Source organism: Pseudomonas sp. UFMG81, from assembly GCF_015354575.1.
Classification (GTDB): Bacteria; Pseudomonadota; Gammaproteobacteria; order Pseudomonadales; family Pseudomonadaceae; genus Aquipseudomonas.
Genome location: NZ_JACAFQ010000035.1, coordinates 43,552 through 57,932, shown reverse-complemented (window position 1 = coordinate 57,932; position 14,381 = coordinate 43,552). Strand labels below are relative to the sequence as shown.

Here is a 14,381-nt window from a genome sequence, read left to right as displayed (position 1 = left end):
CAACGACGACCAACCGAGGGCGGGGCCATGAACACCACTGATCTACTTGAACAGTTGCTGCGGGCCGGGCAAGGCGCCCGCGGGCAACAAGGCGGCGACACTTCATCGCAAGGCGGCATGGGCGGTTTGGGTGGTTTGCTTGGCGGCCTGCTCGGCGGTGGCAGCACAGGGGCTGGCGGTGGCGGCCTGGGTGATTTGCTGGGTGGCCTGCTGGGCGGTGCGGGTGGCAGCGCTGGCGGTTATAGCCAAGGGCGCTCCAGCGGCGGCACCAACTACGCGGCCCTGGCATCGTTGGGCATGATGGCGTTCCAGGCCTATCAAAGCTGGCAGCGCAGCCAGGCGGCCGCTGCGCAACCGGCGATGCGCACGGTCGATCAATTGTCCGGCGCCGAAGCCGATGAACACAGCCATGCCATCCTGCGTGCGCTGATTGCGGCGGCCAAGGCGGACGGTCGCATCGACAAGCAGGAAGAACAGTTGATCTACGCCGAAATCAAACGCCAGACCAACGACCCGCAACTGCAGCAATGGCTGGATGAGGAAGTCAGCAAGCCACTCGATGCCGCCGAGGTGGCGCAGTCGGCTCGGGACCCGGCCATGGCCGCGGAAATGTACCTGGCCAGCGTGATGCTGGTGGATGACCAACAGGACGCAGAGCGAGCCTACCTCGACGAACTGGCCGGCGCATTGCAACTCGACCCAACATTGCAGGTGCACCTGGAGCAGCAGGCCAAGGGCGCCGCCTGACGGGCGGCTATCGCGGGAACAGCAACGTCAGCGCCACTCGAAAACCCCAGCCTTCGGGGCCGTTTTCCGTACTGTCCAGCCAATAGCGTGGGCCGGCCTGAACCGTCAGGGGCTGGCCGCCCAGCTTGAACAGCTGGGTGACCGTGAGGTTGACCGGCACCGACCACTCCTTGGCCTGCCAATCGTAGGTCGACTCGCTGTTGATGCCCCAAGTGGTCAGGCTCGCCGTGGTGTACGAGAGGAACGGTTGCACGAAGCTCTGGTTGACCTTCTCCTTGTCGTCCGCCGGGCTGCCTTCCAGCCCCCAGAGGTGGTTGGCCAGCACGCCACGGGTCCAGCCGTTGGACTGCTTCAGGGCCACCACCGTCGGCCCGGCCCCCCATTGCTCGGCACTGAGGCGCTCGTCACTGCCCACCGGGATCAGCAGCACCGGGCCCGCGCCCAGGATCCAGCCGTTGGCGGTGGGGTTCTTGGGCGAGAAGAAAAAACTCTGGGTGATGTCACCAACGCCCTCCTTGTCTGCTGCACCAAGCCCGTGCTGATCGATGAACGGCAGGATGGTACGGGAGATCAGGTTCCAGTCTTCGTTCAGGGAGAACGGCAGTACCGGTTGCAGGTTGGTCAGGCTGCGCTTGCCGTCGTTGCCAGGGCCCAGCTTTTGGTCCCAGTTGTACTGCACCGGCAGGCTGTACATCGCGGCGACGGGGTTGAGGGCTTTCTTGGCCAGCTCCGCCGCGTCTTCGGCCTGGGCCTGGCTAGCCATGCACAAGGCCGCAGCCAATGTGGGTAACCCATAGCGTGCCTTCATTGCGATAACCCTCTGCCAGGACGAATGCCAGTGACAGCCATGAAGCATAGGCAAAACCGACGGGAATTCATCCGCTCCGCGCGCCTGCGCGCGTAACGCGAACACCGCCCCGCACTGTCGTGAAAAGCCAATAGCCGAACCTGCCGTACCACCTAGACTCGGTGCATCCTGCATGAGCGAAGGGCGTGAAGATGCATGTCGGCCCGACCTCACCCGGCAAGGACAAAGAGAGCAACTGGCTGCCTTCGCCCAAGGAGCCGATCTCGTTGTATATCCGTGCCTACTGGGGCGAGCAGCCGATCCTCGGCGGCAGTTGGAAACCGCCGGTGATCAAGCGGCTCGACTGATGCGGTGGTTCCCGAGGCTGCCTTGCAGCCCTTCGCGGGTGAACCCGCTCCCACAGCATCGCGCAAAACCTGAGCCCAGCGCTGTACCTGTGGGAGCGGGTTTACCCGCGAAGGGCCGCAGAGGTGGCTGACGCTGCCTTCATCCAGACCCTTCCCGGCCGCCATTTCCTGGTCGCCCTGCGCCTGTATGGCAGCGAGGATGCCTTCTATGACCAGACCTGGAAACCGGATGACGTGGTGAAGGTGAAGTAACCGGCGCCAGGCAAAAAAATCCGATGCCTCGCGGCATCGGATTTTCATTGCAGGCCTGGAACGACTCAGCGGGCAGCGTGCGCCTGAGCCTCATCCAGCGCCAAGGAGGCCGACTGGCCGCCGTGGATCAACGGCCCATAGCGCCGGCTGAACTCCAGGTTGTAGGGCACGTGGTCCTTGTTGAGCCCCTTGTCCCAGTTGACCGACCAGGTCATCAGCCCCTTGATCGACAAGCCTTTGGCCTGCAGGCGCTTGAACGCATTGGCCACCGCCGCCGGGTCGATCACATAGCCGGTGGCTGCGGCATCGACGTTGGCCGGCAGGCCGATGACGAACTTATCGGCCGGTATGCGGGTAAATCCACGGGTACCGCTGACCAGGCTTTCAGTCAGGTAGTAGAGGAAGTCCTCTTTCAGGGCATCGTTGTTCTGCGCAATCCACGCCCCTTTGCCGTTGTTGGCCTGCTCCACCCACAAGCCGTCACCGCCCTGGTTGTAGAACTGCGGGGCGATGAAGTCGTAGTAGCCTTCCAGCGCCTTGAGGTAGTCGACGTACTTGCCGGCGGCGGTCAGATACGGGAACTCCGGCGCCATGCTGATGATGAAGTGCTTGCCTTCACGGGCGTAGTGGTCCTTGACCAGTTTAAGCGCGGCGGGCAGCACGGTCTTGTTGCTGGCGAAATCGATCGCGCTCTGCTCAAGGTCGATGTCCAGCCCATCGAAACCGTAGGTTTCCACCAGCCGGATGATCTCGTTGGCCAGCGGCTGCTCCTGGCCTTGGTTCAACGCGATATGGGCGTCGGCCCCGCCCAGGGACATCAGCACCGCCCTGCCCTGGCCGTTGAGCACGCCCACCTGGCGGCGGAACTCGGCGTCGGACAGGTTGTACGGCTTGAACGTCGGGATACCGCTGCCCTTCATGAATGCCACGACCACCACGTTGTAGTCGCGGGGCACCTCCTCCAGGCTCATGTTGGCGAATTGCCCACGCTGGTAGCCGTCCGCAGGGCCGGCCGGCCAGTTGTGCCAGTAGCCCATGAGGATGTTCTTGCCCGCAAGGCTCGGCATCTGCGATGCGGCATCGTCCTGCTGGGTTTTCAGTTGGGTGAAATCAAAATTTGCCATGTTCTAATCCTTCAGAACGTGTGGTTGATGCGCCGCTTACTGGAAGTCGACGTCGAAGGCTTGATAGAAGGCGTTGCCGGTGTTGGCCACGATCCACATCAGCACGATCACGTGACGGCCATGCTTGTTGGCTGGCAGTTTCACTTCATGCTCGACCTTGGCCTTCAGTTCGTTGGCGTGGCTGTAGTAAGGCACCTGCGGGTAGAAGTCCTCGGCGAAGGGTTGCGCCTCCAGTTGCGCGCGGCTGATGCGTTGCTGCGGGTCCCAGCCGTCCTTGGTGATCAGCCAGCGGTAGCCACGGGTGGTGTGCGGAGCGGTGTAGTTCCAGGTCACCCTGAAGATCTGCCCTGGATCGACGCTCAGCAATGGCCAGATGAATGCGCGGCCCAGCTTGGTGCTCATTTCCTGCTCGGTGAAGTTGACGCAGTCACGGGCATCGGCCTTGCCGCCGCTTAGGATGAAACCGTCAGCCGGGGGCGTGACGCTGGGGTTGTCGGTTTCGAAGGGCGGTGGGAACGGGCCTGCCGCCAGGGCCGGGAAGTTCTTGCCGCCTTCCATCTCGTTGACCTGCCAGCCGCCAAGCAGGCCAAGGTCGATGGCGACGGCGCCGCGGGAGGATGGGGTGATGACGCGGCCGTGGCGCAGCGGGTTCTGGGTTTGTGGTTGGTTCATGGGTAGTGCTCCATTTGATTTGAGAACTCTCCCTTTCCAAAGGAGAGGCCTTCAAACTAACCGAGCAGGATTTTCTGTCCACGTGCCCCATTTTCGTTGCTCACCCCGTCAGCAGATGAATCGCCCAACAAATACTGGATATGCAACCAGTAATAATGAGCTTCTCGTACCCGCATTGACGCAAAACACCTACACGCCCAGGTGACACATGCCCCCGCCTGCGCCGTGGCCTCACCCCACCCGCACCACCTGCTGCTCGGCATGGTAGGACGAGCGCACCAGCGGCCCCGATGCCACATTCGCAAAGCCCATCGCCCGGGCCTGCTCGGCCAGCCAGGCGAAGCTGTCCAGGTGCACGAAGCGCTGCACCGGCAGGTGGCTGCGCGACGGCTGCAGGTACTGCCCCAACGTCAGCATGTCGACCTGATGTTCACGCAGGCGCTGCATCACCTCGATCACTTCTTCATCCGTTTCGCCCAAACCGAGCATCAAGCCGGACTTGGTCGGCACCCCCGGCACGCGCTGCTTGAAGCGCTCCAGCAAATCCAGCGACCACTCGAAGTCCGAGCCTGGCCGGGCCGCCTTGTACAGGCGCGGCACGGTTTCCAGGTTATGGTTGAACACATCCGGTGGCTCCTGGGCGGTGATGGCCAGGGCCACGTCCATACGGCCCCGGTAATCCGGCACCAGGGTTTCCAACTGGATGCCCGGCGACAATCTGCGGATCTCGCGCAGGCAGTCGACGAAATGCTGGGCACCGCCATCACGCAGGTCGTCGCGGTCCACCGAGGTGATCACTACGTACCTCAGGCGCAGATCCGCGATGGCGATGGCCAGGTTCTTCGGTTCATCGACGTCCAGCGGACGTGGCCGGCCATGGCCGACGTCGCAGAACGGACAACGACGGGTACAGATGTCGCCCATGATCATGAAGGTCGCCGTACCGCCGGCGAAGCATTCACCCAGGTTCGGGCAGGCGGCCTCTTCGCAGACGCTGTGCAGCTTGTGCTTGCGCAGCAGCGCCTTGACCCGCGCCACCTCGGGTGAGGTGGCGATCTCCACGCGGATCCACTCGGGTTTGCGCGGGATGTCCTCGGTGGGCAGGATCTTCACCGGGATGCGCGCCACCTTCTCGGCGCCGCGCAGTTTTACCCCGACCTGCAGGGGCTGGGGTTTGTTCTCGACAGCCTGGGGCTGGGTCATGGGCAGGCTCCTGTTCAACCGCGGTAGTAACGGGGAGCGACGAAAGGTGTACGCACCACCTGCATCGGCACCAACTTGCCACGCACCTGGGCGAAGACCTCGGTCTCCAACGCCGTGTACTCGCTCTGCACGTAGCCCATCGCCAGCGGCCCGCCCAGGCTTGGGCCGAAGCCACCGCTGGTGACCCGACCGATCACCGCCTCCTGGGCATTGACGATCAACGCCCCTTCACGCACCGGCACCCGCTCGCGTGGCAGCAGGCCCACCCGCTTGCTGGCCACGCCTTCGCGCTGCTGGGCCAGGATATGCGCGGCCCCCGGGAAGCCACCGGCGCGCTCGCCGTCGGCACGCCGGGCCTTGGAGATCGCCCAGGCCAGGCTGGCCTCGATCGGCGTGGTGCGCGCCTCCATGTCATGGCCATACAGGCACAGGCCGGCCTCCAGGCGCAGCGAGTCGCGAGCCCCCAGGCCGATGGCCTCGACCTCGGGTTCGGCCAGCAGGGTGCGGGCCAGCAGCGCCGCCGCCTCCACCGGCACCGAGATTTCATAACCGTCCTCACCGGTGTAGCCCGAGCGGCTGACATAGCAATCGACACCCAGCAACTTGACGCTGGCGAACTGCATGAAGGTCATGCCACCCACCTGCGAGGCCAGGCGCCCGAGCACCTTGGCTGCCGCCGGCCCTTGCAGGGCCAGCAGGGCGCGGCTGGCGAACAGCGACTCGACCTCGCACTGGCCCTCCAGCTGCTGGCGCAGGTGGGCCAGGTCCTGCTGCTTGCAGCCAGCGTTGACCACCAGCAGCAGTTCGTCGCTGGCCAATTTGGCCACCATCAGATCATCGAGGATGCCGCCATCGGTGTTGGTGAACAGCGCATAGCGCTGCATGCCCACCGGCAGGTCGATGATGTCGACCGGCACCAGCGCTTCCAGGGCCTGGCCGGCATTGGCGCCGCGCAGGCGGATCTGGCCCATGTGCGAAACATCGAACAGGCCGGCCTGCTCGCGGGTGTGCAGGTGCTCCTTGAGCACCCCCAGCGGGTACTGCACCGGCATGGCGTAGCCGGCGAAGGGCACCATGCGCGCGCCCAGTTGCAGGTGCAGGGCGTGCAGCGGGGTGTGTTGGAGTTCTTGTGTGGACATGGGTGACTCCTTGGGTTCTAGGGGTTCAGGCCGGGTACACCGGGAAGCGCTGGCACAGCGCGCCGACCTGGCGCGCCACCTGGGCCTCGACGTCGGCATCGCCGAGGTGTTCGAGGATGTCGCAGATCCAGGTGGCCAGGGCGCGGCATTCCTCGACCTTGAAGCCACGGGTGGTCACCGCCGGCGTGCCGATACGCAGGCCTGAGGTCACGAATGGCGACTGCGGGTCATTGGGCACGGCGTTCTTGTTCACCGTGATTTGCGCCCGGCCCAATGCGGCGTCGGCGTCCTTGCCGGTGATGCCCTGGCGGATCAGGCTGAGCAGGAACAGGTGGTTGTCGGTGCCGCCGGAGACCACGTCGAAACCGCGCTGCATGAACACCTGGGCCATGGCCCGGGCGTTGTCGATGACCTGCTGCTGGTAAACCTTGAAGCCAGGTTCCAGCGCCTCTTTGAAGCACACCGCCTTGGCCGCGATCACATGCATCAGCNCCCACAAGACCCTGCCCGCCCGGGAACACCGCCGAATTGAGTTTCTTTTCAAGCGCCGGGTCGGCCTTGGCCAGGATCAGGCCACCACGCGGGCCGCGCAGGGTCTTGTGGGTGGTGGTGGTGACCACATCGGCGTAAGGCAGCGGGTTGGGGTACAAGCCTGCGGCCACCAGGCCTGCGACGTGGGCCATGTCGACGAACAGGTAGGCGCCAACCTGGTCGGCGATCTGCCGGAAGCGCGCGAAGTCCAGGGTCTTGGAGTAGGCCGAGAAGCCGGCGACGATCATTTTCGGCTTGTGCTCCAGGGCCAGGCGCTCGACCTCGGCGTAGTCGATCAGGCCATCGGCATCGATGCCGTACTGCACGGCGTTGTACAGCTTGCCCGAGGACGACACCTTGGCGCCGTGGGTCAGGTGGCCGCCGTGGGCCAGGCTCATGCCCAGAATGGTGTCGCCGGCCTGCAGCAGCGCCAGGTACACCGCCGCGTTAGCCTGGGAGCCGGAGTGCGGCTGGACGTTGGCGTAACCGGCGCCGAACAGCTGGCGGGCACGGTCGATGGCCAGTTGCTCGACCACATCGACGTGCTCGCAGCCACCGTAGTAGCGCTTGCCTGGGTAGCCTTCGGCGTACTTGTTGGTCAGCTCGCTGCCCTGGGCCTGCATCACCTGGGGGCTGGTGTAGTTTTCCGAGGCGATCAGCTCGATGTGGTCTTCCTGGCGTTGCGCCTCGCGCTGCAGGGCGACGCAGAGTGCTGGGTCGAAATCGGAGAGGGTCAGGCTTTTGTGGAACATGGTTTTTTCCTTGTTATTCGTGTTTGACCGCGTACCTGTAGGAGCGGGCTTGCCCGCGAAGCAGGCGACTCGGTGGCTGGCACCGGCTTTGCCGGTGTTCGCGGGCAAGCCCGCTCCCACAGGTACAGCGCAGGCCTTAAGCGAGGCGCAATCCCTGTGGGAGCCGGCTTGCCGGCGATACAGGCGACACAGGGTTATCAGGCGTCCTGGTAGCTCGACAGCGGCGGGCAGGCGCAGGCCAGGTTGCGGTCGCCGTAGACGTTGTCCACGCGCCCCACCGGCGGCCAGTACTTGCTTTCGCGCAGGGTCGCCAGCGGGTACACCGCCAGGTCCCGGCTGTAGCCGTGGCGCCATTCGCCGACCAGTTCGAAGGCGGTGTGCGGGGCGTTCTTCAGCGGGTTGTCGAGTGTGTCCAGGGCGCCGTTCTCCACCGCGCGGATCTCTTCACGGATGCAGATCATGGCGTCGCAGAAGCGGTCCAGCTCCTCCTTCGACTCGCTCTCGGTCGGCTCGACCATCAAGGTGCCGGCCACCGGGAAGGACATGGTCGGGGCGTGGAAGCCGAAATCGATCAGGCGCTTGGCCACGTCTTCGACGCTGATGCCGCTGCTGTCCTTGAGCGGGCGCAGGTCGAGGATGCACTCGTGGGCCACCAGGCCGTTGTCGCCGGTGTACAGCACCGGGTAGTGCTCCTCCAGGCGCCGGGCGATGTAGTTGGCGCTGAGGATCGCCAACTGCGAGGCGCGCTTGAGCCCTGCCCCGCCCATCATGCGCATGTACATCCAGGTGATCGGCAAGATGCTCGCGCTGCCATAGGGCGCGGCACTGACCGCGCCGTGCTTGTTGGCCATATGCCCGTGGCCGGGCAGGAACGGCGCCAGGTGCGCCTTGACGCCGATCGGGCCGACGCCGGGGCCACCACCACCGTGGGGGATGCAGAAGGTCTTGTGCAGGTTCAGGTGCGACACGTCGCCGCCAAACTTGCCCGGCGCGCACAGGCCGACCATGGCGTTCATGTTGGCGCCGTCCAGGTACACCTGGCCGCCGTGTTCATGAATGATCGCGCAGATGCGGCTGATGCCGTCCTCGAACACCCCATGGGTCGAGGGGTAGGTGATCATCAGCGCGGCCAGCTGCGTCGCGTGCTGCTCGGCTTTGCGCTGCAAGTCGGCGACATCGACGTTGCCCCGCGCATCGCAGTCGACCACCACCACACGCAGGCCGGCCATCTGCGCCGTGGCCGGGTTGGTGCCGTGGGCCGAGGACGGGATCAGGCACACATCGCGGCCCGCCTGGCCACGGCTGGCGTGGTAGGCGCGGATGGCCAGCAAGCCTGCGTACTCGCCCTGGGAACCGGCGTTGGGCTGCAGTGACATGGCGTCGTAACCGGTGGCCGCGCAGAGCATGGCCTCCAGCTCATCGGTCAGTTGCCGGTAGCCCTGGGTCTGCTCGGCCGGGGCGAACGGATGCAGCGCACCGAACTCGGGCCAGGTGATCGGGATCATCTCGCTGGCGGCGTTGAGCTTCATGGTGCACGAACCCAGCGCGATCATGGTTCGATCCAGGGCCAGGTCCTTGTCGGCCAGGCTGCGCAGGTAACGCATCAGCCCGGTTTCGGAGTGATGGCGGTTGAACACCGGGTGCTGCAAGAAGACTGATTCGCGCAGCAGCGCGGCCGGCAGGCAGTCGCCCGCGTCGGCGGCCAGGGCGCAGAAGTCCGGCAGTGCCTGATCCTGCGCTGCGAACACCTGCCACAGAGCCTCGACGCTGGCCTGCTCGCAGGTTTCATCCAGCGACACGCCCACCCGCACCTCATCGATCAGCCGCAGGTTCAGGCGTGCGCCCTTGGCGGCGGCCAGTACCTCGGCCACGGGCTGCGCGGTCAGCACACTGACGGTGTCGAAGAAGTGCTGCTGCTCGACCTGATGCCCGAGCTGTTGCAGCCCGCGCACCAGGATCGCGGTCAGGCGGTGCACCCGCCGGGCGATCTGGGTCAGGCCGTGGGGGCCGTGGTAGACCGCGTACATGCTGGCGATGTTGGCCAGCAGTACCTGCGCGGTGCAGATGTTGCTGGTGGCCTTCTCGCGGCGGATGTGCTGCTCGCGGGTTTGCATGGCCAGGCGCAGGGCCGGTTTGCCGAAGCGGTCGATGGACACCCCGACCAGGCGCCCGGGCATGTCGCGCTTGAACTGATCGCGGGTGGCGAAATACGCCGCATGCGGGCCACCGAAGCCCAGCGGCACGCCGAAGCGCTGGGCGCTGCCCAGCACCACGTCGGCATCGAACTCGCCCGGCGGGGTCAGCAGGGTCAGCGCCAGCAGGTCGGCGGCCACCGCCACCAGCGCACCGGCGGCGTGGGCACGCTGCACCAGGCTGCGCGGGTCGCTGATGGCGCCGGTACTGGCCGGGTATTGCAGCAGCACGCCGAAGTAGCCGTCCAGCGGCTGGTCGTGCAGCGCTGCTTCGTCACCGATCACCACTTCGATGCCCAAGGGCTCGGCGCGGGTGCGCAGCACGTCGAGGGTTTGCGGGTGGCAGTGCTGCGAGGCGAAGAAGGCCGGGGCCTTGTTCTTCGCCAGGCGCTTGCAGAAGGTCATCGCTTCGGCGGCGGCGGTGGCTTCATCGAGCAACGAGGCGTTGGCGATCTCCATGCCGGTAAGGTCGCTGACCAGAGTCTGGAAGTTCAGCAGCGCTTCCAGACGGCCCTGGGAAATTTCCGGCTGGTACGGCGTGTACGCGGTGTACCAGGCCGGGTTTTCCAGCAGGTTGCGCAGGATCACCGTCGGCGTGTGGCAGGGGTAGTAGCCCTGGCCGATATGGTTGCGGAACAGCTGGTTGGTGCCAGCAATGGCCTTGAGTGCGGCCAGGGCCTCGGCTTCACCCTGCCCTTTGCTCAGTTCGAGCACACTGCTGCCCTTGATGCTGGCGGGGATGACGCTGTCGATCAGGGCGTCCAGCGCGTCATGGCCGGTGAGCGCCAGCATGGCGTCGATATCGGCCTGGCGCGGGCCGATATGCCGGGGGATGAACTCGTTGTCGGTGCCCAGTGGGAGGGTGTTGATCATGTCGGCACCCAGGTTCAGGCGTTGTCGGCCAGGAAGCGGTCGTAACCGTCCTGGTCCATCAGGCTGTCGAGGTCTGTCAGGTCGCGTGCCTGGATGCGGAAGAACCAGCCATCCTGCATGGGCGAGGCGTTGACCAGTTCGGGGTCGTCGGCCAGGGCCTGGTTGACCGCCACCACCGTGCCGTTGAGCGGCATGCCGATGTTGCTGGCGGCCTTCACCGACTCCAGCACCGCCACTTCACTGCCCTCGTCGTACGCGCCGGGTTCGGGCAACTGCACGAACACCACATCACCCAGGGCCTGCTGGGCGTAGCTGGTGATACCTACGGTCAGCTCGCCGCTCGCTTCCAGACGCAGCCATTCGTGTTCGGGGGTAAAACGCAGAGTGGTCATGGATGTTCCTTTCTTGTTATCAGATGGGTCCCGGGACAGGACTACCAGTAACAGAGCAAGGGCAATGCCAACTCAATAAAACCGTTATCTTTCAATTCGTTATCGATATTTAATCGATATCAACCGGCCTGTGCAGCGGAGCGAAATCACTCCGTCTCAAGTGCCCGTCTGCCACCGTTGGGCTGGCGGGCCAATGAACCCGGAGTTCAGGCCCGGCTGGAGCACAAACACTCCAGTGGAGCGAAGCGGCTCCAGCCTTCTACAAAGCCCGGCTGGCAATGCCGTACTTGCGCAGGCGCTGGCCGATGGCCGTGTGCGAAGTTTGCAGGCGCAGGGCCAATTGCCGGGTCGAGGGATAGATGGCGTACAGCTTCTCCAGCAGGTCCTTTTCGAACCCCTGCACTGCCGCCTCCAGGCTGACCACCTCCTGGGCGTCGGGTTGCTGGTTGTTCAGGGCGGTGCCGGCCAGCTCCAGGTCATCGCAGTCGATCACCTCGCCCTCGCAAATAGCCGCCGCGCGGAACAGCACGTTCTGCAACTGCCGCACGTTGCCCGCCCAGCGGTTGCCCAGCAGCAATGGCTGGGTGGCCAGCGCCAGCCGGCACGGCGGGCGCTGGATCTGCGCGCAGGCCTGGCGCAGGAAGTGCTCGGCCAGCAGCAGGATGTCCTTGCCGCGCTCGCGCAGCGGCGGCACTTTCAGGTTGAGCACGTTGAGGCGGTAGTACAGGTCTTCGCGGAAACTGCCTTCGACTACCATGGCCTCCAAATGGCGGTGGGTGGCGCAGACCACCCGCACATTGACCCGCACCTCACCGCCGCCACCGACCCGGCGGAAGCTGCCGTCATTGAGAAAACGCAGCAGCTTGGCCTGCAGGTAGGGCGACATCTCGCCCACTTCATCGAGGAACACCGTGCCGCCGTCGCCCAGTTCCAGCAGGCCCGGCTTGCCGCCGCGCTGGGCACCGGTGAAGGCCCCGGCGGCGTAGCCGAACAGTTCGCTCTCGGCCAGGCTCTCGGGCAAGGCCGCACAGTTGAGCGCCAGGAACGACGCATCGCGCCGGGCGCTGAGGGCATGGCAGGCACGCGCCACCAGTTCCTTGCCGGTGCCGGTTTCGCCCTGGATCAGCAGCGGCGCCTCAAGGCCAGCCACTTTGTGCAGGCGCACCTTGAGTTCCTTGAGCGGCGTCGACTCCCCCAGCAGCGCCTCCAGCCCGTCGGTGGAATCATGCAGCAACGACGCCAGGCGCTCGCCGATGCGGCTGGGCGGGTACAGGGTCAGCAGGCCACCCACCAGGCCATCGGCCCCGCCGCTGATGGGCGTCGCTTCGAGCAGCAGCGCCTGGCCCTGGAACTCCACCTCGCACATGGGCAGGCGAAAGCCCTTGGCGATCAGGCCCTTGGCCAGGTCAGGCGCGGCGAACAGCCGCGACAACGGTTCACCGGCCGGTTCACGACCGATAAGGCTGACCAGGGTGGGGTTGGCCAGCAGCACATGGCCGCTCGGGTCCACCGCCAGCACCGGGTCGCTCATCGCCGCCAGCAGCGCCTCCAGTTGCAGGCGCCGGCGGTGGCCGGGCAGGAAGTCGACCAGTTCGACCGCCTGCACGCCGTCCAGGCCCAGCAATGCCGCGTGGAGTTCGTCCAGCACTGCCTGCGACAGCGCCGGGGCATCGATATAGACGTTGGGCGGAACCATTTCCACCGCGTCCAGGTTGAGGTTGCGCGCCCCCAGCAGTGCCAGGATCTCTTGGGTGATGCCGACGCGGTCGACGAAGGTGACGTGGATTCTCATCGCAACTCCCTGCTTGGCAAACGACAACAGGGGGACGGCGCACGGCGCGCTGCCCCCCTGGCTAAGACGTGAACGTGAAGATCAATCGCTATCGAGGGACAACTGCCCGTTCTCCTGGCGTTTCTGCCGCAGGGAGCGGTAGGCCAGGCCCAGCACGGCAAACCACACCGGCACGGCGTACAGCGCCAGGCGGGTGTCCGCCTCCAGGGCCAGCAGGCCGAGGATGAACACGAAGAACGCCAGGCATACCCAGCACATCAGCGTGCCGCCGGGCATCTTGTACTTCGAAGCCTGGTGCAGGTGAGCCCGCTGTTTGCGGTAAGCCAGGTACGACAGCAGGATCATCGACCAGACGAACATGAACAGGATCGCCGACACCGTGGTGATCAAGGTGAAGGCATCGAGCATGTTCGGCACCAGGTAGATCACCAGCGCCCCCGCCGTCAGGCAGACACAGGAGAAGATCAGGCCATTGGACGGCACCGCGCGGCTGGACAGCGCACCGAACCTGCCGGGCGCATCGCCGTCCACCGCCAGGCCGTAGAGCATGCGGCTGGTGGAGAACACGCCGCTGTTGGCCGAGGACGCCGCCGAGGTCAGCACCACGAAGTTGATGATCCCCGCTGCCGCCGGCAGCCCGGCCAGCACGAACAGCTCGACAAACGGGCTCTTGTTGGCCACCACTTCGCGCCAGGGGGTCACGGCCATGATGGCGACCAACGCCAACACGTAGAAGATGATGATACGCAGCGGGATCGAGTTGATCGCCCGTGGCAGGTTGCGTTCCGGGTTCTTGGTTTCGGCGGCGGTGGTGCCCACCAGCTCGATGCCGACGAAGGCGAACACAGCGATCTGGAAGCCGGCGAAGAAGCCCATGGCGCCATGGGGGAACATGCCGCCGTCATTCCACAGGTTGGCCAGCGAAGCGACGTTGCCGGCCGGCGACTGGTAGGCCGCCGCCACCATGTACAGCCCGGTGCACACCAACGCGCAGATGGCCACGATCTTGATCATGGCGAACCAGAATTCCATCTCGCCGAACAGCTTCACGGTCATCAGGTTGAGCGACAGCAGCACCCCGACGCAGGCCAGCGCCGGCAGCCACAGGGGAATATCCGGGAACCAGAACTGTGAATAGGCGGCGATCGCGATCACATCGGCAATACCGGTGACGATCCAGCAGAACCAGTAGGTCCAGCCGGTGAAAAAACCAGCCCAGGGCCCCAGCAGATCGGCGGAGAAATCGATGAAGGATTTGTACTTCAAGTTGGACAGCAATAACTCGCCCATCGCCCGCATGACAAAGAACAGCATGAAGCCGATGATCATGTAGACGAAGATGATCGACGGGCCGGCCAAACTGATGGTCTTGCCCGAGCCCATGAACAGGCCGGTGCCGATGGCACCGCCGATGGCGATCAACTGGATATGGCGATTGGACAGGCTGCGCTGCAGTTCGTGGCCTTCAGCCTCGGGCGGGCGTTGGCCATGTGGCAAGTTGTTCATTATTTTTACCTTGCTAGTTTAATTGTTTTTATAACGTCACAAGTTCAACTT

The 14,381-nt window shown here is 65.1% G+C and carries 11 protein-coding genes and 2 pseudogenes; 3 read left to right on the top strand and 10 right to left on the bottom strand.

Going from position 1 to position 14,381, the window contains the following annotated elements:
• Nucleotides 1–27 precede the first annotated feature (27 nt).
• A complete protein-coding gene (locus IX761_RS21760; protein WP_194791571.1) occupies nt 28–747 on the top strand; it encodes a tellurite resistance TerB family protein in 720 nt (239 codons plus the stop codon).
• Nucleotides 748–754: 7 nt separating this feature from the next.
• Here IX761_RS21760 and IX761_RS21755 read toward each other — a convergent pair whose 3' ends face one another.
• Entirely contained in the window at nt 755–1,555 is an 801-nt protein-coding gene (locus IX761_RS21755; protein ID WP_194791570.1) for a transporter, read from the bottom strand.
• Nucleotides 1,556–1,746: 191 nt separating this feature from the next.
• Between IX761_RS21755 and IX761_RS21750 the strand changes: the two genes are divergently transcribed.
• Complete coding sequence (locus IX761_RS21750; protein WP_194791610.1) at nt 1,747–1,902, top strand: DUF1214 domain-containing protein; 156 nt, start codon at nt 1,747–1,749, stop codon at nt 1,900–1,902.
• A 123-nt stretch (nt 1,903–2,025) separates the two neighbouring features.
• On the top strand, nt 2,026–2,154 hold the full coding sequence (locus IX761_RS27360) for a hypothetical protein (RefSeq protein ID WP_267241138.1): 129 nt from the start codon (nt 2,026–2,028) through the stop codon (nt 2,152–2,154).
• Between the two features lie 113 nt (nt 2,155–2,267).
• On the opposite strand, the pseudogene IX761_RS21745 reads toward IX761_RS27360, so the two are convergent.
• The 9 genes and pseudogenes from IX761_RS21745 to cycA all read right to left on the bottom strand — a co-directional run.
• Nucleotides 2,268–3,278: pseudogene (locus tag IX761_RS21745) on the bottom strand (chitinase); the annotation flags it as partial.
• A 36-nt stretch (nt 3,279–3,314) separates the two neighbouring features.
• On the bottom strand, nt 3,315–3,950 hold the full coding sequence (locus IX761_RS21740) for a lytic polysaccharide monooxygenase auxiliary activity family 9 protein (RefSeq protein WP_194791568.1): 636 nt from the start codon (nt 3,948–3,950) through the stop codon (nt 3,315–3,317).
• A 231-nt stretch (nt 3,951–4,181) separates the two neighbouring features.
• A complete protein-coding gene (lipA, locus tag IX761_RS21735) occupies nt 4,182–5,153 on the bottom strand; it encodes a lipoyl synthase (protein WP_194791567.1) in 972 nt (323 codons plus the stop codon).
• Between the two features lie 14 nt (nt 5,154–5,167).
• Nucleotides 5,168–6,292, bottom strand: a complete 1,125-nt coding sequence (gene gcvT, locus IX761_RS21730) for a glycine cleavage system aminomethyltransferase GcvT (protein ID WP_194791566.1) — start codon at nt 6,290–6,292, stop codon at nt 5,168–5,170.
• A 25-nt stretch (nt 6,293–6,317) separates the two neighbouring features.
• A pseudogene (gene glyA / locus IX761_RS21725) lies at nt 6,318–7,575 on the bottom strand (serine hydroxymethyltransferase).
• Nucleotides 7,576–7,772: 197 nt separating this feature from the next.
• On the bottom strand, nt 7,773–10,640 hold the full coding sequence (gene gcvP / locus IX761_RS21720; RefSeq protein ID WP_194791565.1) for an aminomethyl-transferring glycine dehydrogenase: 2,868 nt from the start codon (nt 10,638–10,640) through the stop codon (nt 7,773–7,775).
• A gap of 14 nt (nt 10,641–10,654) precedes the next feature.
• Entirely contained in the window at nt 10,655–11,032 is a 378-nt protein-coding gene (gcvH, locus tag IX761_RS21715; protein ID WP_194791564.1) for a glycine cleavage system protein GcvH, read from the bottom strand.
• Nucleotides 11,033–11,291: 259 nt separating this feature from the next.
• The gene (locus IX761_RS21710; protein WP_194791563.1) at nt 11,292–12,824 is read right to left on the bottom strand and encodes a sigma-54-dependent transcriptional regulator; all 1,533 of its coding nucleotides are present in this window, start codon (nt 12,822–12,824) and stop codon (nt 11,292–11,294) included.
• 81 nt (nt 12,825–12,905) lie between these two features.
• On the bottom strand, nt 12,906–14,330 hold the full coding sequence (gene cycA, locus IX761_RS21705; RefSeq protein ID WP_194791562.1) for a D-serine/D-alanine/glycine transporter: 1,425 nt from the start codon (nt 14,328–14,330) through the stop codon (nt 12,906–12,908).
• Nucleotides 14,331–14,381 lie beyond the last annotated feature (51 nt).

Coding starts and splice junctions, on each gene's coding strand:
- IX761_RS21755 (WP_194791570.1), bottom strand. CDS start 1,555: ATGAAGGCACGCTATGGGTTACCCACATTGGCTGCGGCCTTGTGCATG.
- IX761_RS21760 (WP_194791571.1), top strand. CDS start 28: ATGAACACCACTGATCTACTTGAACAGTTGCTGCGGGCCGGGCAAGGC.
- gcvH (WP_194791564.1), bottom strand. CDS start 11,032: ATGACCACTCTGCGTTTTACCCCCGAACACGAATGGCTGCGTCTGGAA.
- IX761_RS21740 (WP_194791568.1), bottom strand. CDS start 3,950: ATGAACCAACCACAAACCCAGAACCCGCTGCGCCACGGCCGCGTCATC.
- IX761_RS21750 (WP_194791610.1), top strand. CDS start 1,747: ATGCATGTCGGCCCGACCTCACCCGGCAAGGACAAAGAGAGCAACTGG.
- cycA (WP_194791562.1), bottom strand. CDS start 14,330: ATGAACAACTTGCCACATGGCCAACGCCCGCCCGAGGCTGAAGGCCAC.
- gcvT (WP_194791566.1), bottom strand. CDS start 6,292: ATGTCCACACAAGAACTCCAACACACCCCGCTGCACGCCCTGCACCTG.
- gcvP (WP_194791565.1), bottom strand. CDS start 10,640: ATGATCAACACCCTCCCACTGGGCACCGACAACGAGTTCATCCCCCGG.
- lipA (WP_194791567.1), bottom strand. CDS start 5,153: ATGACCCAGCCCCAGGCTGTCGAGAACAAACCCCAGCCCCTGCAGGTC.
- IX761_RS21710 (WP_194791563.1), bottom strand. CDS start 12,824: ATGAGAATCCACGTCACCTTCGTCGACCGCGTCGGCATCACCCAAGAG.